General features: G+C 28.9%; 20 protein-coding genes. 11 read left to right on the top strand and 9 right to left on the bottom strand.

Annotation, left to right across the window (positions count from 1 at the left end; all coding sequences use genetic code 11):
* Positions 1 to 70: 70 nt before the first annotated feature.
* Positions 71 to 865 carry a sensor histidine kinase gene (locus NHF47_RS10815; protein WP_252764933.1) on the top strand — a complete coding sequence of 265 codons (795 nt, stop codon included), beginning with the start codon at positions 71 to 73 and terminating at the stop codon, positions 863 to 865.
* 15 nt (positions 866 to 880) lie between these two features.
* Here the strand turns inward: NHF47_RS10815 and NHF47_RS10810 are convergent, their stop codons facing one another.
* Genes NHF47_RS10810 through NHF47_RS10800 form a run of 3 tightly spaced genes read right to left on the bottom strand, consistent with a single transcriptional unit; the run spans position 881 to position 3,063 of the window.
* The gene (locus NHF47_RS10810; RefSeq protein ID WP_252764932.1) at positions 881 to 1,684 is read right to left on the bottom strand and encodes a TatD family hydrolase; all 804 of its coding nucleotides are present in this window, start codon (positions 1,682 to 1,684) and stop codon (positions 881 to 883) included.
* Between the two features lie 9 nt (positions 1,685 to 1,693).
* A complete protein-coding gene (locus NHF47_RS10805) occupies positions 1,694 to 2,323 on the bottom strand; it encodes a hypothetical protein (RefSeq protein ID WP_252764931.1) in 630 nt (209 codons plus the stop codon).
* Between the two features lie 56 nt (positions 2,324 to 2,379).
* Complete coding sequence (locus tag NHF47_RS10800; RefSeq protein ID WP_252764930.1) at positions 2,380 to 3,063, bottom strand: uracil-DNA glycosylase family protein; 684 nt, start codon at positions 3,061 to 3,063, stop codon at positions 2,380 to 2,382.
* Between the two features lie 253 nt (positions 3,064 to 3,316).
* Here NHF47_RS10800 and NHF47_RS10795 point away from each other — a divergent pair, with 253 nt between their 5' ends.
* From NHF47_RS10795 to NHF47_RS10785, 3 genes are all read left to right on the top strand, one after another.
* Positions 3,317 to 3,808 (top strand): hypothetical protein, encoded by a 492-nt coding sequence (locus tag NHF47_RS10795; protein WP_252764929.1) that lies wholly within the window; start codon positions 3,317 to 3,319, stop codon positions 3,806 to 3,808.
* A 417-nt stretch (positions 3,809 to 4,225) separates the two neighbouring features.
* Positions 4,226 to 4,837 carry a hypothetical protein gene (locus NHF47_RS10790; protein WP_252764928.1) on the top strand — a complete coding sequence of 204 codons (612 nt, stop codon included), beginning with the start codon at positions 4,226 to 4,228 and terminating at the stop codon, positions 4,835 to 4,837.
* A 76-nt stretch (positions 4,838 to 4,913) separates the two neighbouring features.
* Complete coding sequence (locus tag NHF47_RS10785; RefSeq protein ID WP_252764927.1) at positions 4,914 to 5,939, top strand: YafY family protein; 1,026 nt, start codon at positions 4,914 to 4,916, stop codon at positions 5,937 to 5,939.
* A 55-nt stretch (positions 5,940 to 5,994) separates the two neighbouring features.
* On the opposite strand, the gene NHF47_RS10780 is transcribed toward NHF47_RS10785, so the two are convergent.
* Positions 5,995 to 6,882, bottom strand: a complete 888-nt coding sequence (locus NHF47_RS10780) for a hypothetical protein (RefSeq protein ID WP_252764926.1) — start codon at positions 6,880 to 6,882, stop codon at positions 5,995 to 5,997.
* A gap of 136 nt (positions 6,883 to 7,018) precedes the next feature.
* On the opposite strand from NHF47_RS10780, the gene NHF47_RS10775 reads away from it, so the two are divergent.
* Together NHF47_RS10775 and NHF47_RS10770 are read left to right on the top strand one after the other, a co-directional pair.
* Positions 7,019 to 8,050, top strand: coding sequence for a formimidoylglutamase (locus NHF47_RS10775; RefSeq protein ID WP_252764925.1), 1,032 nt, complete (start codon positions 7,019 to 7,021; stop codon positions 8,048 to 8,050).
* Positions 8,051 to 8,135: 85 nt separating this feature from the next.
* On the top strand, positions 8,136 to 9,398 hold the full coding sequence (locus NHF47_RS10770; RefSeq protein ID WP_252764924.1) for a DEAD/DEAH box helicase: 1,263 nt from the start codon (positions 8,136 to 8,138) through the stop codon (positions 9,396 to 9,398).
* Between the two features lie 12 nt (positions 9,399 to 9,410).
* Here the strand turns inward: NHF47_RS10770 and NHF47_RS10765 are convergent, their stop codons facing one another.
* The 4 genes from NHF47_RS10765 to NHF47_RS10750 form a co-directional block, all read right to left on the bottom strand.
* Positions 9,411 to 11,627 carry an ATP-binding protein gene (locus NHF47_RS10765; RefSeq protein WP_252764923.1) on the bottom strand — a complete coding sequence of 739 codons (2,217 nt, stop codon included), beginning with the start codon at positions 11,625 to 11,627 and terminating at the stop codon, positions 9,411 to 9,413.
* Between the two features lie 234 nt (positions 11,628 to 11,861).
* On the bottom strand, positions 11,862 to 12,065 hold the full coding sequence (locus NHF47_RS10760) for a hypothetical protein (RefSeq protein WP_252764922.1): 204 nt from the start codon (positions 12,063 to 12,065) through the stop codon (positions 11,862 to 11,864).
* 125 nt (positions 12,066 to 12,190) lie between these two features.
* Positions 12,191 to 13,885, bottom strand: coding sequence for an energy-dependent translational throttle protein EttA (ettA, locus tag NHF47_RS10755; RefSeq protein ID WP_252764921.1), 1,695 nt, complete (start codon positions 13,883 to 13,885; stop codon positions 12,191 to 12,193).
* A gap of 45 nt (positions 13,886 to 13,930) precedes the next feature.
* Positions 13,931 to 14,113 carry a CAL67264 family membrane protein gene (locus tag NHF47_RS10750; protein WP_008258152.1) on the bottom strand — a complete coding sequence of 61 codons (183 nt, stop codon included), beginning with the start codon at positions 14,111 to 14,113 and terminating at the stop codon, positions 13,931 to 13,933.
* Between the two features lie 600 nt (positions 14,114 to 14,713).
* On the opposite strand from NHF47_RS10750, the gene NHF47_RS10745 reads away from it, so the two are divergent.
* On the top strand, positions 14,714 to 15,370 hold the full coding sequence (locus NHF47_RS10745; protein ID WP_252764920.1) for a hypothetical protein: 657 nt from the start codon (positions 14,714 to 14,716) through the stop codon (positions 15,368 to 15,370).
* On the opposite strand, the gene holA is transcribed toward NHF47_RS10745, so the two are convergent.
* Positions 15,371 to 16,375, bottom strand: coding sequence for a DNA polymerase III subunit delta (holA, locus tag NHF47_RS10740; protein ID WP_252764919.1), 1,005 nt, complete (start codon positions 16,373 to 16,375; stop codon positions 15,371 to 15,373).
* Positions 16,376 to 16,432: 57 nt separating this feature from the next.
* Between holA and NHF47_RS10735 the strand changes: the two genes are divergently transcribed.
* The 4 genes from NHF47_RS10735 (at position 16,433) to NHF47_RS10720 (ending at position 19,209) form a co-directional block, all read left to right on the top strand.
* Positions 16,433 to 16,879: a type I restriction enzyme HsdR N-terminal domain-containing protein gene (locus NHF47_RS10735; RefSeq protein WP_252764918.1), complete on the top strand. Its 447-nt coding sequence runs from the start codon at positions 16,433 to 16,435 to the stop codon at positions 16,877 to 16,879.
* Entirely contained in the window at positions 16,876 to 17,292 is a 417-nt protein-coding gene (locus NHF47_RS10730) for a hypothetical protein (protein WP_252764917.1), read from the top strand. Before NHF47_RS10735 ends, NHF47_RS10730 begins: the two co-directional genes overlap by 4 nt.
* A 9-nt stretch (positions 17,293 to 17,301) precedes the next feature.
* Positions 17,302 to 18,297: a glycosyltransferase family 2 protein gene (locus NHF47_RS10725; RefSeq protein WP_252764916.1), complete on the top strand. Its 996-nt coding sequence runs from the start codon at positions 17,302 to 17,304 to the stop codon at positions 18,295 to 18,297.
* Between the two features lie 72 nt (positions 18,298 to 18,369).
* A complete protein-coding gene (locus tag NHF47_RS10720; protein ID WP_252764915.1) occupies positions 18,370 to 19,209 on the top strand; it encodes an OmpA family protein in 840 nt (279 codons plus the stop codon).
* The last annotated feature ends 169 nt before the right edge of the window (positions 19,210 to 19,378 follow it).

Below are 19,378 nucleotides of genomic sequence, written 5' to 3'. Positions count from 1 at the left end.
TTAATATTGGTTTTCAAATAATTACCATTTTTTCTTATCTATTATTTTTAAAAGGACTTTTTTGTAAAATATGAATGAATTAGATCCATCCATTAAGCATTTATTTATAGTTGCTATTGTAGTGATGCTTCTTTTTGTAGGATTTATTATCTTGGTTGTATTTATCTATAATAAAAAACAAGTAATACAGCAACAAGAAGCGCAGCTTAAAGAAAGTGAATTTCAAAATCAATTATTGCTAAAAGAATTAGAACGTCAGAAAGCCATTCAATTAGAAAGAGAAAGAATTTCTCAAGATATGCATGATGATTTGGGAGCAGGAATATCTGCTATTAAGCTTCAAGCCGAATTTCTTAAATATAAAATTTCAAAAGAGGCTTACAAAGAAGATATTCAAGCAATCATTACTACTTCTGAAGACATGAATTTAGCCATGAGAGAAATTTTATGGAGTTTGAATTCGAAAAATGATACTATTGGTAATTTTATCAATTATACATCCACTTATGTAGAACGTTTTTTAGACAAAACTCCTATCCAAACTCTAATAACATCTGAAATTACAGTCGAGCAGACCAACTTAGCTGTAACCGCTCGAAGAAATCTTTTTTTAGTTGTAAAAGAAGCCGTTCATAATGTGTATAAACATAGTCAAGCTAAAACTATTCAAGTACATTTCAAACAAGTAGAGACTGAATTTATCATTCAAATTATAGATGACGGTATCGGCCTTTCTAATGCAATTAAAACTGGAAATGGATTAACCAATATGGCTTTACGAATGAAAAACATAGAAGGAAAATTTAAAATACTCCCAGCTTCCAAAGGTACTCACATTGAAATTAAATATCGATTGACTGTTTAAGAGTATTTCAATTTATTATTTTGGAAGATCAAAAAATGTTTGTGTAGTAGTTATAGTTTCTAAAGCTACTCTTTCTACACTTATGTTTTTAATTAAAGCTATGTATTGAGCTACATAAGGTAAATAAGTAGGTTCATTCCTATGTTGATGTTTCGGATTAAGATTTGCTTTCAAAATATTTTTTGGCAACATAAAAGGCGCATCGGTTTCAATCATAATTCGATCTAAAGGTACATATTGAATGACTTGTTCTAAATGAGAAAAACGTTTTTTATCTGTAATAGCTCCTGTAAAACCCAAATAAAACCCTTGATCTAAATAGTATTTTGCTTCTTCTAAAGTACCTGTAAAACAATGCACGACAGCTTTAGGTAGTTGTGGTAAAAAATTTTGTGTAATAGGTAAAAATCGATTGAATGCTGCTCTTTCGTGAAGAAAAAGGGGTTTTTGAATGCTACAAGCTAAATCCAATTGGGCTTCATAACAACTTTCTTGTTGGTTTCTAGGTGAAAAATCACGATCAAAATCGAGGCCGCACTCTCCTACCGCAACAACTTCATCCTGTTCCAATAATTTTTTTAAATTGGCTATGCTTTTGGCATCCATACTTTTGGCATCATGGGGATGAATACCAGCAGTACTAAACAAAACATTTGGATATTTTTTTGCTATTTCTAATGCTTGTTCGCTCTTGGTTACACTTGTTCCTGTGAGTAACATTTTAAAAACACCTGCATGTAAGGCATTTTGTATAACTACTTGTTGGTCATTTTGGAATTGTTTGTTTGTAAGGTTAATTCCAATGTCTATGTATTTCATTATAATTATTTATGTTAGTCTTTTCATCAAACGGGATCCTTGTTCCCTGATTTTTTGTTCAATATTATCTAAAGAAACATTTTGATAATAACCTGTACTTCCTATTTCAAAAAGTTCATTCCAGGCATAATGAAGTAAATATAAATCGTCACAAAATTCGTAGTCATTAAATGCAACAATTTTTGATAGATTATATTTTACATCTATACCTTTATTAATTAAATTGAGATGATATATATTAAAACTGTTTCTGGCCAATTTTTCTTCATATTCGACTAAACGTAAATCTCTAAATACTTTATTTAAATAAGGCAAAATATCGTAGTAATCAATGGGTTGACAAAATGATGCCAACATATAAATACTTTCCTCTTTATAACCTTGATGTAGTAATTCAAAAGACCACTTTTCAATTAAATAATTGTCAAATATTTCAAGATTTTTAAAAGAAAGTATATAATCTGTTAGTATTTTCAAGTCACTCAACGGATCTATCCATTTCGCTCCTTCCAAAACTTGATGTTTATGATTCCACCAGTTACCATCTTTTTTACTTTCACTAAAATTTGACCATATTCTTTCTTTAGTCTCTTTTACCCAATATAAAAATGCTTCAAAATCATTTGGTATTGCTTTCATACTATTAAATTTGAAGCAAAGTTGAAATTAAAATACGCAATTATTTTACGTACTACCTATTTGAAATATTCTGCATATTGTAAAAGCCTGAAATCAAAGGTGTTAAATGTAGGGTATTTGCTTTTGAAATATTGATAGGTAGGATTTTTACTAATAGAGATATTCGCAGCACCAGAAACAGAAGTTAAGGAAACGGTTTGTATTTTTCTTTTGCTACTATTTTTAAAACCCTTTAAAGAAGGAAGAACAAACTCATGAATTCTTGGAATTTCGTCTGAAATAGTTTTTAAGGAAATTCCATATTCTTTCAATTGTTTTCTAAAAAAATATTCGGGTCCATTTTTACTATTTCCGCCAGTAAAAAGAAGGGTTTTTATATTGGTATATTCGTTCAAATAATCAATCAAATTACGCAACACAACATTTTGCATTCCTAAATCAGAAGCATCAATTTTGGTACGTTCACAACTTTCCACAATGTCACACACTCCTATTTTTCGCTCGATTAAAAACGATTTGCGTTGGGCAACCGCTTCGGGTGAATTATCATAACGTAATTTTAATTTATGAATCTTATCGATGTATAACCATAACGAATTATAATAACTTCCATAACAAAAATCGACATCCTTTTCCAATAGTTGTCCAGTTGAAAATCGTGGTGGTGGTAAAGTACCTACAATTAATTTTTCAGTATCCTCTTGAATAAAAGGTGCGTAAGGGTGTTTGTGTAGAAACAAAATATTATTTTAATTTATTACAAAGTTAATTTTCTAAAAATTAAAAAAAATAGTGATTTTTAATATTTTTTAAATTTATTTTTTACAGCCTCCTCTATGCATACTTACTCTACTTTCTTTGCGTTATAAAACTTATTTTAATAATAGTTTAACTAATCTGTTTTGTTTACATATTAATTATGTATTTTAAATTAAATACTGAGAAACTAAAACTTATTTTTATATTTGACCAAATAATATTAAATAAATAAAAATGAAAAAAACAGTAATTCATTATCTTTTTGTACTTCTTTTAATTTCTTGTAATTCAGAAGAAAATTCATTGCAAAATTTAGAAAATTCTAACCAGAAAATGAAGTCATTTTTTGAGACCATTGTTGCTAAAACTGATGGTGATAAAATTTCATTAATTGTTAGTCAAGAAGAGCTTCTAGAAAGTGCAAAACAATCTTTAAAAGAAACAGACCTAGAATTAGAACCACTTTCTTATGAAATATTTAAAGATAATAATAAGAATTACCTTAGAATTTTTAGTAAAAATAAATATGTAACGACAATTGAATTAGTAAAAGTTTCTAATAGTACATATGCTACTGGTAAAACTTCATGTACTTCTATTGCATGTGCATCAGGTGGTGGATGTGTACCAAATGGTAATTATTGTACAGAATGTAAATCTCCAGATCCTTCAACTGTTGGAGATTGTAAAAGAACAACTACAAATGAATTTGAGCATGCTCGTTAATTCTTAATAAAACAGTCATTTATAATTTAGTAATATAAATGACTGTTTTATTTATAATGAATGAATTTAATCTACTTTAGAAAATTATTTTCTTATATATATTAATTCACTTTTAAAAAAAATATCAACATTAGTGTTCTCTAACGAGATAAGATTTGTTTCCATTTATCATGTTAGATTTTTAAAAAACTTAGAAGTCACAATATTATATCATATTTTTTTAAAATACACTGATAATCATTTTACATCTTTATTTATTCATAAAATAAAGGATCTATTTATAATCTGGTACTTTACTATAAAACTATTGCACAACATTTTTGCATTTTAAAAGATATTGGATATCTAAAGCTTTATCGACTAAATATCCGCAATTATTTTACGTAGTCATAAAAAATTGTATTTTTACTAAAAAACATGTTTTTGCAACCCCATTTTGATGATTTATTGATACGAATAGGATTTGATAAACCTACAACTAACATGCAGTGGGAAATAGTAGAAAAAGCTTATTCCGCTAAAAGTAGGAAATATCATAATTTGATTCATTTGGAAAATATGATGGCTCTTTATATATTAAATCAAGAAGAGTTAACACATTGCAATGAAATACAATATGCCATTTTCTATCATGATATTATTTACAAAGTAACACGAAAAGACAATGAATTGGAAAGCGCAAAATTGGCCATAAAGTTGCTTCCTGAATATGCTAAAATTGATAAAGAGTTGGTCTTTGAAATGATTTGTGCGACACAAATGCATGAACATCGAGAAAATGAAGCTATCAACTGGTTACTTGATTTTGATTTACAAATATTAGCTTCTCCATGGGAAGATTACCAAGTTTATTCTAAACAAATTCGGCAAGAATATAAAATTTACCCCAATATTCTCTATAATCCTGGACGCAAAAAGGCATTGCAGCATTTTTTAGAAAGGGATTTTATTTTTCAGACCCCTACCTTTAGAGTTAAATACGAAGCAAAAGCAAGAGAAAATATTAAAAATGAAATACATTTATTGTAACCCATATTTGCGATACGATTTCAATTGTTTTTCTGTTTATTTAAACACAATTAAACTAACTCAACACTCCTAGAATATGGCACAAAATAAAAACGCACTCATTCGATACAAAACCATAGATAAATGTCTTCAAAACAAATACCGACAATGGACTTTAGAAGATTTGATTGATGCATGCAGTCAGGCATTGTATGAATACGAAGGAAAAGAAACACCGGTTAGCAAGCGTACCATTCAATTGGACTTACAGATGATGCGTAGTGAAAAGCTGGGTTATAACGCTCCTATTGAAGTGTATGATAAAAAATATTATCATTATGCAGAAGAAGATTTCTCTATTACTGATATTCCGTTAACCGAAACCGACATTAATGTATTGACCGAAACGGTTTCCATGTTAAAACAGTTTAAAGATTTTTCTTTGTTTCATGATGTTTCTGATATTTTACAGCGTTTAGAAGATAAAATTTACGCTGAAAAATCGCATACACAGCCCGTGATTCATTTGGATAAAAATGAAAACTTAAAAGGTTTACACTTTTTAGATGAAATTTACCAAGCCATCGTTAAAAAAGTAGTTTTGGTAATTTCCTATAAATCTTTTAAATCTAAAGAGGCACAAGAGCTTACTTTTCATCCATTTTTATTGAAAGAATTTAACAATCGATGGTTCTTAGTAGGGAGAACCAAAGCCAGTCAACCCATAACCAATTTAGCTCTAGATCGCATTGAAAAAATTGATTATGATTTTAATTTGCCATTTTTAGAAGAAGAATTCAATGCAGAAAATTATTATAAGAATATTGTTGGCGTTACCGTTAATCAAGGCTTGTATCCAGTGATAATCGAACTTTGGATTGACCAAATGAATGCGCCCTATGTCATTACAAAACCATTACATCAGAGTCAAAAAATCATTGAAACTTATGAAGATGGTAGTATTTTAGTTCATTTGTTTTTAATTCCAAATTATGAACTAGAACGATTACTACTTGGCTTTGGAAGTGGTTTAGAAGTAATTAAGCCTAAGAATTTAAGAAGACGAATGCTTCGCATTATTGAAAAAACGTATGAAAGATACCAATCAAAAGAAGAGGAATAAAAAAAACGGAACTTGTATAAGTTCCGTTTTTTATTTGTTAAAAGTAACAGGTTAATTATTTTAAAACAAAGCTTGTTTTAGAAACATTTTCACCTTTTTCGCTAAATACATTTACAAAATAAGTACCTGCTTCAAAGTTGTCTCCTGCTAATTCTTCAGTAACTTGCACCGATTTATTTTCATACTTAACAGTAGTAATAAAACTATACGTTAAAGTTTGATCTTCTCCCATTGGGATTGTTTTCTTTTCTCCTAAGATATTACCTTTAGTATCCATTACTTGAACATAATATTTTCTATCTCCAGAAGATGCAATTTGATTTTCAGCAATAACGAAACTAATTTTTAATTTATCAGCTCTACTTGCTTTAGTTGTTTCAACTTGTTTACCAGAACTTCTCTCTTTAACAGCTAAAACATTTAAGTTTAAAACTGCTAATTTAGAAGCTTTTTCAATGGTTTTAGTCATATTGTTGTTTTGAACTAAAAGCGTATCTGTAAACTTTCTATTTTCTTCTAAAGCTGTTGTTGTAGTTACTAATGAATCCGTTAAAGTAACATTTTGTTCTTTTAATAATTTATTTTCAGCTACTAAATTATCCATTTCTCTTTTTAAACGGAAATACTCATTTTTATAACGCGCCATAGCTTGAACATCGCCTTTAGATTTTTCTAGTTCTTCTAAAAGTTTTGTCATTTCTTCTTTTTGAGCATCAATATCGCCTTTTAATGCCGTATTTTCTCCTGACATTGCTTCTAGTTCAGCGATTCTAGCTTTAATATCATCTTCTAAAGCTGCTTTTTCTGTACTTAATTCTGTTACTTGTTTTTTGTTATCAGCGGTTAATTTGTAGATATAACCAATACTACCTAACAACAATAATGCTAATACAACTATTGCTGCTTTTAATCCTGAATTACTTTTTGTGTTTGTGTTTTCCATAAATTTTGGGTGATTACTTAATTTTTGGGTGATTACTTAATTTTTAAACAAATTTACAATTTATAAAGTATTTATTCAATCTAAGAACGAAAGTTATATTAAAATAGTATTTTTGGAATGAAATTTTTTTTACAAAATGGAAAATATACAACTATTAACAGTAAAAGATTTAGCTAAAATCACCCACCACAGAAGTGGTGAGATTAAATTTGGAGAAAAAGCATTGACCGTTCCTTCTGGTGAAAATATTTGGGAATATATTAGCAACTGCGAAGCTCCATTTGTACTTTTTGGTATTCCAGAAGATATAGGTGTGAAAGCCAATTTAGGTAGAATTGGTACTGCATCGGCTTATGAGAGTGCTTTAAAAAGCTTGGTTAATACACAACATAATAAATTTTGTAAAGGAAATCATGTATTGCTTTTAGGTCATTTGAATGTTACCAATGAGTTGCAAGAAGCAAATGAGTTAAAAGCATCTAACAAAGAGCATAAAAAGAAACTTTTTAAATTAGTAGAAAAAATTGACAAAGAAGTTTCCCATATTATTCATCAAATTATAAAATGTGGAAAAGTTCCTATTATAATTGGAGGTGGTCATAATAATGCTTATGGAAATATTAAAGGATTGGCTTTAGCCAAAGGCAAACCCGTAAATGCCATAAATTTTGATGCCCATACCGATTTTAGAATTTTAGAAGGAAGACATTCTGGAAATGGTTTTAGTTATGCCTTTGAAGAAGGTTTTTTAAAAAAATACTTTGTTTTTGGATTACATGAAAATTTTGTTTCCAAAAGTGTTTTTAATTCCATGAAAGAACAAGAAGCCCGATTGCGATATGTTTCCTATGAAGAAGTTGAAGTACGCAAACAAAAAACCTTTGCTTCTCAATTAGAAGAAGGCTTATCCTTTATCAAACAAGATCCTTTTGGAGTTGAATTGGATTTAGATGCTATTCCAAATATACCTTCAAGTGCTATGACTTTGAGCGGATTTAGTGTGCAACAAGCAAGAGAGTATGTACATTATTTTGGTAAACATAAAAATGCATCTTATTTACATATTTGTGAAGGCGCTCCAGATTTAGACAACACTACCAATAATCACTTAACAGGTAAATTAATCGCTTATTTAATTACCGATTTCATTAAAAGTAAGACCTTATAACTTTAATTTACCTTAGAATAATCCAAAAAAAATGGTTTAAAATCAATTCTATTTTGTTTTGCTTACCTTTGGAGAAATTTTTAACATGACATTTAAAGAACTTCACTTAATTAATAATATTCAACAAGCTTTAGAAGAAGAAGGGTATAAAAACCCAACTCCTATTCAAGAGCAAGCTATTCCAGAAATTTTAGCAGAAAAAGATTTAGTAGCTTGTGCACAAACTGGTACTGGTAAAACGGCTGCTTTTGCTATTCCTATTATTCAGTTAATTCATCAAATTGTAGGTTCGGCAAAAAAAACGAAGAGAATACGCACCCTTGTTATTACACCTACTCGAGAATTAGCCATACAAATTGGTGAAAGTTTTGATACCTATGGAAAATATACCAATATTAAGACCTTAGTGATTTTTGGAGGGGTGAATCAAGTGCCTCAAGTAGATCAATTAAAAAAAGGAATAGATGTTTTAGTGGCTACACCTGGACGTTTATTGGATTTATACAAACAAGGTTTTATTGATTTAAATCACATGCACCAATTGGTTTTAGACGAGGCCGATCAAATGTTAGATATGGGGTTTATTAATGATGTAAAAAAGATTATAAAATTAACTCCAGATAATAGACAAACCTTATTGTTTTCAGCTACAATGCCTTTAGCCATTCGTGAATTAGCAGATACCTTTTTAAATCAACCTAAATATGTTACTGTTGCTCCTATTTCGAGTACTGCAGAAACGGTGAGTCAAAAAGTATATTTTGTGGATAAATCGGATAAAAGAAATTTATTATATCATTTAATTCGCAATGACAATTTGAATAATGTTTTGGTTTTTACACGTACCAAACATGGTGCAGATAATGTGGTAAAAGCCTTAAAAAAACATGGTGTTGAAGCGGGTGCTATTCATGGTGACAAATCACAAAGTGCTAGGCAACGCGTTTTAGAAAGTTTTAAAAATCAAGAAATCCCAGTTTTAGTAGCTACTGATATTGCTGCTCGAGGAATTGATATTGAAAGTTTACCTTATGTAATCAACTTCGACATTCCAAATATTTCTGAAACCTATGTTCACCGAATTGGTAGAACGGGTAGAGCTGGGAATTCTGGTTTAGCCATTTCTTTTTGTGGAAAAGATGAAAAAAATTATTGGACCGATATCGAAAAATTAATTCGTATGAAAGTTAAGGTTGTTGATAATCATCCGTATCCGTGGAAAGAAGAAGAAAAAAATGAAGGTGCAAAGCCTGATTTAAGAAATAAAAACAAAAACAATTCGGGGCAAAAAAATAACAAATCGAGAAAATCTGACGGTTCAAAAAAGAATAAAAAAAGATGGTATTAATAGCAATACCATCTAAACTTGTTCTTTTTCTTTTAAATTAATATGAAAACGAATCATTTGAAATAATTTTCGTGTATCAAAGGGTTTTGCAATTATATCATCAATACCTGAAAGTTTTGCTCTTTCTTGTACTTCTTCTTTTTCAAAAGCCGTTACCGCTATAATTGGAATGGTATACCCTTTATTACGAATTAACTTCGTAGTTTCAAAACCATTTATTTTTGGCATATTAATATCCATTAAAATAGCGTCAAATTGATATTTTTCCAATAATTCTAAAGCATAAAACCCATCATCAGCAATCTCACATTGAAATTTATGGTTCTCCAATAATTTTTTAGTAACAATCTGATTGATTTTATTATCTTCTACAATTAATATTTTATAGGTCTTTGGTAAAGATAAATCCACTTCAATATTGTTTACAAACTCATTGACTTTGTTTTCGCCCGATTCAAAAGGAATGGTAAAAGTAACTGTTGTACCTTTATTAATTTCACTTTCCAATTGAATATCACCTTTGAATAATTCTATTAATTTTTTAACAATAGTTAAACCTAAGCCTGTTCCTTGATAGTCATCCTCTTTTCGATCTATTTGAACAAATTTATCAAATACTTTGTCTTGATATTCTTTTGGAATTCCTGCTCCTGTATCTTTTACTTTAAATTTAATATAAACCGCTTCATGAACTGTTTTCTCTAAATCTGCTGAAATAGTTACCTTTCCATCATGTGTGAATTTTAAAGAATTACTAACTAAATTTAAAATAATTTGAGACAGTCGTATACTATCTCCAATAATGTATTCAGGAATACTTTTATCTACTTTAATTAATATATCGTTATTATATTTTAAAGCTATATTATCTAAAGAGTCCTTTATGGTCTCTAATTTATCTTCTAAGTTAAATAAATTATTTTCTAAAACTACTTTGTTCTCTTCAAACTTATACACTTTCAAAATGTCATTTACAAGTGAAAGTAAATAATTAGCTGAAAATTTTAGCGCTTTTAAGTGTGGACTATTCTCCAATTCTTGGTGTTCCACTTCAATAATATCGGTAATTCCGATTACGCCATACAAAGGGGTTCTCAATTCATGACTAATAGTGGATACAAATTGAGATTTTACAATAGAGGCTTCTTCGGCCTTCTCTTTTGCAATTTTGAGTTTTTCGTTGGCCTCTTTTAGTTCTTCATTCGATTTTCTTCTTATTTTATTCAATTTTAATTGAGAATATAAAATGATTAAAGTGGTTAAAAAAATAACGCCAATTAAAATAATCAATATTTTACTATTCAAAAGCCTTTGATCTTGCACTCTTTTGTCAGCTTCCATTCGAATCAAATCTTTTGTTACCTCTTCATTTTCAATTTGTTTAATTAATCCTTTTACTTTTTCATTTCTTTGATTTTCATAATCTAGTTTTCTCAAAGAATCGGTTGCTAACAAATATTTATAGGCTTTATCAAACTGTTTTCTTCGGTAATAAAATGAGGATAAGCTTTCATTCATTCCTATTTCATGTAGCGGATTGAAATTTTTATGTTTTGCTTGACAAATGCTTAATGCTTTTAATAAGTTATGTTCAGCAATTGCTAAATTTCCTTTGTATTCTTCATAATCACCACTTAATGAATAATAAAAAAATTGTGCTTCGTGTTCATTTTTTAAAGAATCAATATGAGGTCTAACTTCGTTTAAGTGTATTTTTCCTTCTTCAAATTTTTTATCTTCAAAATAAGTGTTAACAAGATTTAACTTATTATAGGCAAATTCAATGATATCTACTTTTTTAGCAAATTCTAAAGACTGTAAATAATATTTAATACCAGTTTCATCATCATCTTTATTGTAGGAATACACATTCCCTAGATTATTATACAACCAACTTTTAATTGTATCATTATTTGTATTTTCAGCATGAATAAGAGCTTTATTATAATAATCTATTGCTTTATCATAATCATAAATTTCAACAAAATTTAAACCAATAAAATTATAAGCTTTAGCAATAGAAGCTTCGTCATTGCTTTTTATGGCTAATGACAATGCTTTTTTAGCATTTTGAAGCGACAGTTCAGGTCGATCAGAATGCAAATATTTTCCCGACTCAAAAAGGTATTTTTGTATTGCTTTTGCGTTAGTATCTTGTTTTTGTGCATTACTAACTTGACAAAAAGCGAAACTTAAAATAACAATAAGTGTCTGAAATAAATGATTCATTGAAAGCGATTTGGACAAATTATAAGATTTTGTGACATGTTAAAAATACTATTTTTAAATAAATAAAACTATTAAAAAATAGATTTGTTCTTATCTTTATTAAGAAAGTACTGCAATTTTTTAAATAAGAATCTGATTTATTTTGAAAATCAACAAGCAACTATGGTAAAATTTTGGTAAAAAAAAACCTACTTCAATTTGAAATAGGTTCTCTTATTTAATTATTAAAGCTTCTTAGTAAATTTGCCAAGTTCCATTTCTATCGACACAATTACTTTTACATTCTGCTTCACTAACAGTTGCACCAATTGATCCACAAAACACACGTCCTCCTACAATACATCTATAATTGTAATTTTGTTGTTTCGCTGATCCAATAATGTTTTTTTGTTCGTTCTTCGATAAGATACAATCTTTAAATAATGCCTTGTTTTTCATGTTTACTATGTTTTAAAATTATTGTAAAAATAATTGCATTATCTAACATATCGCTCACACAAAAAGGGTGATTTTACGTATAAAAAAAGCTGTTCAATAGACAGCTTTTTTATAATTTTATAGAATTAATTTCTAATTAACTTTTTATATTTAATTCTGGTTGGAGTTACCTCTTTTCCTAGACGTTTTTTCTTATTTTCTTCATATTCGGAGAAACTACCTTCAAAAAAATATACTTGAGAATCGCCTTCAAAAGCTAAAATATGAGTACATACTCTATCTAAGAACCATCTGTCGTGAGAGATAATTACAGCACAACCTGCAAAATTCTCCAACCCTTCTTCTAAGGCTCTTAATGTATTGATATCTAAGTCATTTGTTGGCTCATCCAATAATAAAACATTACCTTCTTCTTTAAGAGTCATTGCTAAATGCAACCTATTTCTTTCACCTCCTGAAAGTGTAGCAACTTTTTTATTTTGATCGCTACCACCAAAATTGAATCGAGAAAGATACGCTCTTGAGTTCACTTGTCTTCCGCCCATCATCATTAATTCTTGACCATCACAGAAATTCTCATAAATTGATTTTTCTGGATCTATATCACTATGCGATTGATCCACATAAGCTATCTTTACAGTATCGCCAATTTGAAATGTTCCATTATCAGATTGTTCTTCACCCATAATCATTCTAAAAATAGTTGATTTTCCTGCACCATTAGGTCCAATTATACCAACAATTCCTGCTTGAGGTAAAGTGAAATTTAAGTCATCATATAATAATTTGTCACCATAAGCTTTGGCAACATTTTTAGCTTCAATTACATTGGTACCTAATCGAGGACCATTAGGAATATAAATTTCTAATTTTTCTTCTAAAACCTTTTGATCTTCATTTAATAAACGATCATAATTTTGCAAACGTGCTTTTTGTTTGGTTTGCCTTCCTTTTGCTCCTTGTCTTACCCAATCTAACTCTCTTTCAAGTGTTTTTCTTCTTTTAGAAGCTACTTTTTCTTCTTGTTCCATGCGTTTGGATTTTTGATCTAACCAAGAAGAATAGTTTCCTTTCCAAGGAATACCTTCTCCTCTATCTAATTCTAAAATCCATCCGGCTACATTATCTAAGAAATAACGATCGTGAGTTACAGCAATAACAGTTCCAGCATATTGTTGTAAATGTTGCTCTAACCACAATACAGATTCTGCATCCAAGTGATTGGTAGGCTCATCTAATAATAATACATCTGGTTGTTGTAATAACAAACGACAAAGTGCTACACGTCTTCTTTCTCCTCCAGATAAATGCTTAATAAGTGTATCTGCTTCAGGTGTGCGAAGGGCATCCATAGCAACTTCTAATTTATTATCTATTTCCCAAGCTCCTGCTGCATCAATTTTGTCTTGTAGTTCTGCCTGACGATCCATAAGTTTTTGCATTTTATCCGCATCTTCATAAACTTCAGGTAATCCAAAACTGTCGTTAATTTTATTAAATTCGTCAAGTAATGCATAAATTTCTGCTGCTCCTTCTCGTACGATTTCAATAACAGTTTTAGTATCGTCTAATTGGGGTTCTTGCTCTAAATAACCCACTGTATATCCTGGTGCAAAAACAAGGTCTCCTTGAAAGTTTTTATCTAAACCTGCAATAATTTTTAATAAAGAAGATTTTCCAGAACCATTAAGACCTAAAATTCCTATTTTCGCTCCGTAAAAGAAGCTTAAGTAAATGTCTTTTAAGACTTGCTTATTTGTACTAGAGTAAATCTTATTTACTTTAGACATTGAAAAAATTACTTTTTTATCGTCTGACATATATATTTATTCAATTAATTTTATTCTTGATATTTAAAACAGCACTTATACTCTACCTTTTAAAGCATTAAAAACCCATGCAATAGCAAAAAAACCAACACCAACAGCAGAAAAACCCCAGCCTGCCACATCCGCATATCTATAAATACCGAGACCTATTAATAGTAATCCCATAAGTATCATAATAAAAGTAGCCCAAGCTAATACTGTATTTTTATTCATTCCCATTTTGTATCGTTTTAAAAATTTGAGGACTGCAAATATACAAAATCTAAAATTATTTTTATATAGCATACTTGTAGAATAAAAATTACAAAGCATACGTTATCTTAAACTTATATTCACATAAATTTAACTTTTATAGACACAAAAATGCAACATATTAACTTTTTTTTTGTAAATTTACAATACAACTATAAAAACAAACACCTAAATAACTATCTATAAGCTATTTTAGAAATCAGATAGAATTTTATCTATTATTTTCTAAAAGAGTTAAAGTAATTATTGTTTTTCATTATGTAATTGGAAAACATATTAACTTATTATAGATAATTATGAAAATAGTATTATTATCTGTTTTAAATTCTCAATTAATACTAACGAAATTTTCGTTTAGTAAGATAAGTAATAGCTTTATATCCTTAGCTATACATACTTGTAATTGTATGTATTTACGCTCTCTTTTTTTACAAAAATGTCTAATCCAATATTCTATTATTTATCCTCAACTAGAAGTACCCTAGTTGAGGAACCGTATCTTTTTCTTGATTTAAAAAGAGTATAGTTTACTATTAACCGTAAAATATCAATTTAATCTTACTAACTATGAGAAATTTTAGACTTTTATTTACGGTACTCCTTTTGAATTTATTTTCAGTTCATTCACAAGTGGGTATTAATTTAACTTACCCCCAAGCTACTTTACATGTTGATGGAGATGTAATAGTAGAAACTGTGCCAAAATTAACAACTCCATTAACAAAAACGCTAACCCTAAATGCGACCGACAATAGAATAGAATATACAGATGCTGCCAAATCCTTTGTTAAAGGTGTAGGTGGTACGGGATTTACTGTTTTAGGTGCTACTTTAATAAGTGGTTGGAATCAGATTTCATTTCCTACGATTAGCTTTGATGAAAATTCTGATTATAATACAACTAGTAAATATTTTGTTGCTCCATTGGACGGAATTTATAATATTAGCGTGTATGTAAAAATGACATCCATTGTTAGTGTTTCAGATTTAGGTGTAGGAATTTTCAAATTTTCAGGTGGAACTACAACCTTAATTGCTGATGAATCTTACGAATCACTATCTGTTACTATTTTAGGAATTGGTGTTACTTCTCCACCTGTAAGAAGTACGCAAACTTTAGTGAAATTAGTTGCAGGTGAACGCATTTATTTTGGAATTAAGTCCAATAACCTACTTGTTTTTAATAATGCTGAAGCTCAATTTTCTATTTTTCAAGTAAAATAGTTAATTAAAGATATGAATCAGCATTTCTTTTAATAAATCATTCTGAGAAAGTGAGTTTGCCCCAACTCCTTTACTCTTTACATCTACCTCTCGTAAAGCAGAAACAATAGCACTTACCTTCTTCATGGGATAATTTCGAATGGCCACATCGTAATCTGAAACGAAATAAGGGTTAATTTTTAAGACTTTTGCCACATTTGCTTTAGATTTATCTTTTAGACCATGATATTGCAATAATTGGGAAAAAAAACCAAATACCAATCCAGTAGTAACCACAATAGGATTATCTTTTGGATTTTGAGAAAAATAAGTAATAATTTGATAGGCTTTTAGTTGATTTTTCTCCCCTATCGCTTTTCTAAGCTCAAAATTATTATAATCTTTACTGATTCCTATATTATCTTCTATATCCTTTGCTGTAATGGTATGTCCTTGTGGAAGTATAATTTTAAGTTTATCCAATTCATTACTAATTTTAGATAAATCGGTTCCTAAAAACTCTACCAACATTGCTGCTGCTTTAGGTTCGATAGTATACTTTTGTCCAGATAAAACTCTTTTTATCCAATCTCCAACTTGGTTCTCATATAGTTTTTTACTTTCAAAAACAACACCTGTTTTACTTAATAGTTTGGTTATTTTTTTTCTTTTGTCTAACGTTTTGTATTTGTAAGCAAAAACTAAAACAGTTGTAGGCTGAGGGTTTTCAGCATAGGCTTCTAATTTATCAATATTTCGAGATAATTCTTGTGCTTCTTTTACAATAACCACTTGTCTTTCTGCCATCATTGGGTAACGTTTTGCATTAGAAACAATATCTTCTATCGAGGTATCTCTTCCATATAAAACAACCTGATTAAATCCTTTTTCGTCTTCTGTAAGTACATTATCTTCGATATATTCTGTCAATTTATCAACATAATAAGGTTCTTCACCCATAAAAAAATAAATTGGTTTGTAATTTTCCGATTTAATTTCTTTAATAATTTGTAAGACTTCATCCATAATATTCAATAAAGCAAGTATTGTTGGCTGTTTAGTTTATTTCTTTAATTTTGCGAAATGATTCCATTGCAATTTCCAATCTTTTCCTTTCGGTTCAAAAATAGTGAAAATAAAACCTTTATTTTTGATGAAATTAGAAAAAAATTTGTGGTACTGACACCAGAAGAATGGGTACGTCAAAATACGTTACACTATTTAATTCATGAAAAAAAGTATTCTAAATCGTACATTAACGTTGAAAAATTAGTAAAAGTAAATGGAATTAATAAGCGTTATGATATCGTTGTTTTTAATTCGGATGGAAGTATCTTTCTACTTATTGAATGCAAAGCACCAGAAGTTGTTATTTCCCAACATACCTTTGATCAAATCGCTCGCTATAATTTAGTTTTAAAAGCAAGTTATTTAATGGTTACCAATGGCCTAAATCATTATTTTTGCCAAATGGATTTTGAAAATGAGAAATATGTATTTTTAAAAGATTTACCAAATTATAATACTTGAGAAATTTGAACGAAATTGACAACATAACTGGAAATACAAAAGAACCAATTGCTACGCAAAAGACTCCTTACATTGAGTTTTTTTTTGATGAGCATGATAAAAGCCTCTGCATGGATGCCAACCTAGAAGGGTTAGAGGTTTTTAAGAATGAGATCTCATCCATAATTGATTCTAAAGGATTACACAGAGAATCACATTTTTTTGAAATGGAAAAATCCAAAGCCATAACATTTGGTGATTTTTTTTTGGAAAGTATTGAAATAGTAGATAAACTTCCTCCTAAAAAAGTAAATGAAGAAAATAAAAAATCAAGTATTGAATTGGAAGTAATTGGTTGTTTACTTGTTGTAGCCTTGATTGGAATAATTTTTATAGTAGGGTTTATCACATCAATAAAATATTTAATTTTTTAATTTTTATAAATGAAAAAAATAGCCGTAGTTATATTAAATTGGAATGGAGTTGAATTATTAAGACAATTTTTACCTAGTGTACTTCAATTTTCCACAGAAGCTACTATTTATGTTATTGACAACGCTTCCACTGATGTTTCTGTTTCCGTTTTAAAATCTGAATTTCCAACTGTTCAAATAATTGAAAACGAAGGTAATTTTGGTTTTGCCAAGGGATATAATGAAGGATTAAAAACTATAAAAGAGCCCTATCTTGCTTTGGTTAATAGCGATATTGAAGTTACAAAAAATTGGTTACAACCTATTTTAAATCAATTTGAAAAAGATACTTTAACTGCTATAATTCAGTCTAAAATTTTAGATTTTAAAAACAAATCGTATTTTGAATATGCTGGAGCGGCTGGTGGTTTTATAGATAAATATGGGTATCCGTATTGTAGAGGGCGAATTTTTGATAAAATTGAAGAAGATAAAGGACAATATGATTCTTCTATAAATATCTTTTGGGCTTCTGGAGCCTGTTTCTTCATTCGCAACCAAGTATTTCAAGAGTTACAAGGTTTTGATGAAGGTTTTTTTGCCCATCAAGAAGAAATTGATTTATGTTGGAGAGCACATCATATGGGTTATGAAATAAAATTCTGTTACCAATCGGTGGTCTATCATGTAGGTGGTGCCACTTTAAATAATGAGAGTCCTCGAAAAACCTATTTGAATTTTAGGAATTCGTTATATATGTTAACTAAAAATTTACCAAAGAATACATTAGTTCCTATTCTATTTTCGAGATTACTTTTAGATGGAATAGCAGCCTTTCGTTTTTTAACACAGGGAAAATTTAAACACCTGATAGCTATCTTACGTGCTCATTTTCATTTTTATAGCAATTTTAAGGATTATTATAGTAAGAGAAATTCACAAAATATTAAGAAATACTATACAATATCTTCGATTGTAAATCGTTTTTTTATACAAAAACAACAAACTTATACAAAATTATTTTAACAATAGTTTAGCTATTATAATTTTAAAGTTAGACATAAATGTTATTACTTTTGTATCAAAATAAATTGAATTATGAAGAAAATAACCGTAGTTGTAGCTGCATTAATGTTGACTTTTACGTCATGCGTTTCTAAAAAGAAATATGCGGAACTAGAAAACAAAAACAAAGAAATTCAGGATTTATTAAATTCTGCGACAGTTAAATTGAATAACTGTTTGACTGAAAAATCTGCCATGAGCGATCAGTTAGATTATTTAAAAAAGAATAATTCTGATTTGATTAACAGTTCTAAAGAATTGACTGTTTTAACCACTAAAGGAGCAGAAAATCTTGAAAAATCATTAGAAAGTTTAAAAGAAAAGGATTTAAAAATATCAAGACTTCAAGATGCCTTATCTAAAAAGGATAGTGTTACTCTAGCTTTAGTAACTAGTTTGAAAAAAGAAGTTGGCTTAAACGACCCAGATATCAATGTAAACGTTGAAAAAGGAGTTGTATTTATTTCTATTGCTGATAATTTATTATTCAAATCGGGTAGTTATGAAGTAAGTCCAGGTGCAAAAACCGTTTTAGGTAAAGTTGCAAAAGTGATTAACAGCAAACCAGATTTCGAATGTATGGTTGAAGGACATACTGATAATGTGCCAATCAAAAACACGGTTTTATTAGACAACTGGGATTTATCTGTTAAAAGAGCTACTTCAATTGTACGTGTTTTACAAAATGATTTAGGTGTAGATCCAAAACAACTTATACCCGCTGGTAGAAGTTATTTCATTCCTTTAGTAGCGAATGATACTCCTGAAAATCGTGCTAAAAACAGAAGAACAAAAATTATCATTTTACCTAAAATCGATCAATTTTATGATATGATTGAAAAAGAAATGAAAAGTTTGAGTGAAGAAAAATAATTATCAATAAGACTTTTTAAAATAGTATAAAAGCATGATTTTTAAATCATGCTTTTATTTTTGGCATTACTTTTGTAATAATAATTTTTAATATTAATAAAAATTATTTTTTTTATTAAAAAAATGTTATCTTTATTATTAATTAATTAGTTTTGTAAACCCAAATTTG

The sequence above is a fragment of the Flavobacterium sp. NRK F7 genome, from assembly GCF_024054195.1.
Taxonomy (GTDB): domain Bacteria; phylum Bacteroidota; class Bacteroidia; order Flavobacteriales; family Flavobacteriaceae; genus Flavobacterium.
Note: the sequence above shows the minus strand (reverse complement) of the source record. Positions and strands in the feature narration are given on the sequence as shown.

Excerpts from the sequence above, each read along its gene's own strand:
- NHF47_RS10770 (WP_252764924.1), top strand. The coding sequence starts at position 8,136 with ATGACATTTAAAGAACTTCACTTAATTAATAATATTCAACAAGCTTTA.
- NHF47_RS10750 (WP_008258152.1), bottom strand. The coding sequence starts at position 14,113 with ATGGGAATGAATAAAAATACAGTATTAGCTTGGGCTACTTTTATTATG.
- NHF47_RS10790 (WP_252764928.1), top strand. The coding sequence starts at position 4,226 with ATGTTTTTGCAACCCCATTTTGATGATTTATTGATACGAATAGGATTT.
- ettA (WP_252764921.1), bottom strand. The coding sequence starts at position 13,885 with ATGTCAGACGATAAAAAAGTAATTTTTTCAATGTCTAAAGTAAATAAG.
- NHF47_RS10775 (WP_252764925.1), top strand. The coding sequence starts at position 7,019 with ATGGAAAATATACAACTATTAACAGTAAAAGATTTAGCTAAAATCACC.
- NHF47_RS10720 (WP_252764915.1), top strand. The coding sequence starts at position 18,370 with ATGAAGAAAATAACCGTAGTTGTAGCTGCATTAATGTTGACTTTTACG.
- NHF47_RS10815 (WP_252764933.1), top strand. The coding sequence starts at position 71 with ATGAATGAATTAGATCCATCCATTAAGCATTTATTTATAGTTGCTATT.
- NHF47_RS10725 (WP_252764916.1), top strand. The coding sequence starts at position 17,302 with ATGAAAAAAATAGCCGTAGTTATATTAAATTGGAATGGAGTTGAATTA.
- NHF47_RS10810 (WP_252764932.1), bottom strand. The coding sequence starts at position 1,684 with ATGAAATACATAGACATTGGAATTAACCTTACAAACAAACAATTCCAA.
- NHF47_RS10785 (WP_252764927.1), top strand. The coding sequence starts at position 4,914 with ATGGCACAAAATAAAAACGCACTCATTCGATACAAAACCATAGATAAA.
- NHF47_RS10795 (WP_252764929.1), top strand. The coding sequence starts at position 3,317 with ATGAAAAAAACAGTAATTCATTATCTTTTTGTACTTCTTTTAATTTCT.
- NHF47_RS10735 (WP_252764918.1), top strand. The coding sequence starts at position 16,433 with ATGATTCCATTGCAATTTCCAATCTTTTCCTTTCGGTTCAAAAATAGT.
- NHF47_RS10780 (WP_252764926.1), bottom strand. The coding sequence starts at position 6,882 with ATGGAAAACACAAACACAAAAAGTAATTCAGGATTAAAAGCAGCAATA.
- NHF47_RS10760 (WP_252764922.1), bottom strand. The coding sequence starts at position 12,065 with ATGAAAAACAAGGCATTATTTAAAGATTGTATCTTATCGAAGAACGAA.
- NHF47_RS10805 (WP_252764931.1), bottom strand. The coding sequence starts at position 2,323 with ATGAAAGCAATACCAAATGATTTTGAAGCATTTTTATATTGGGTAAAA.
- NHF47_RS10745 (WP_252764920.1), top strand. The coding sequence starts at position 14,714 with ATGAGAAATTTTAGACTTTTATTTACGGTACTCCTTTTGAATTTATTT.
- holA (WP_252764919.1), bottom strand. The coding sequence starts at position 16,375 with ATGGATGAAGTCTTACAAATTATTAAAGAAATTAAATCGGAAAATTAC.
- NHF47_RS10765 (WP_252764923.1), bottom strand. The coding sequence starts at position 11,627 with ATGAATCATTTATTTCAGACACTTATTGTTATTTTAAGTTTCGCTTTT.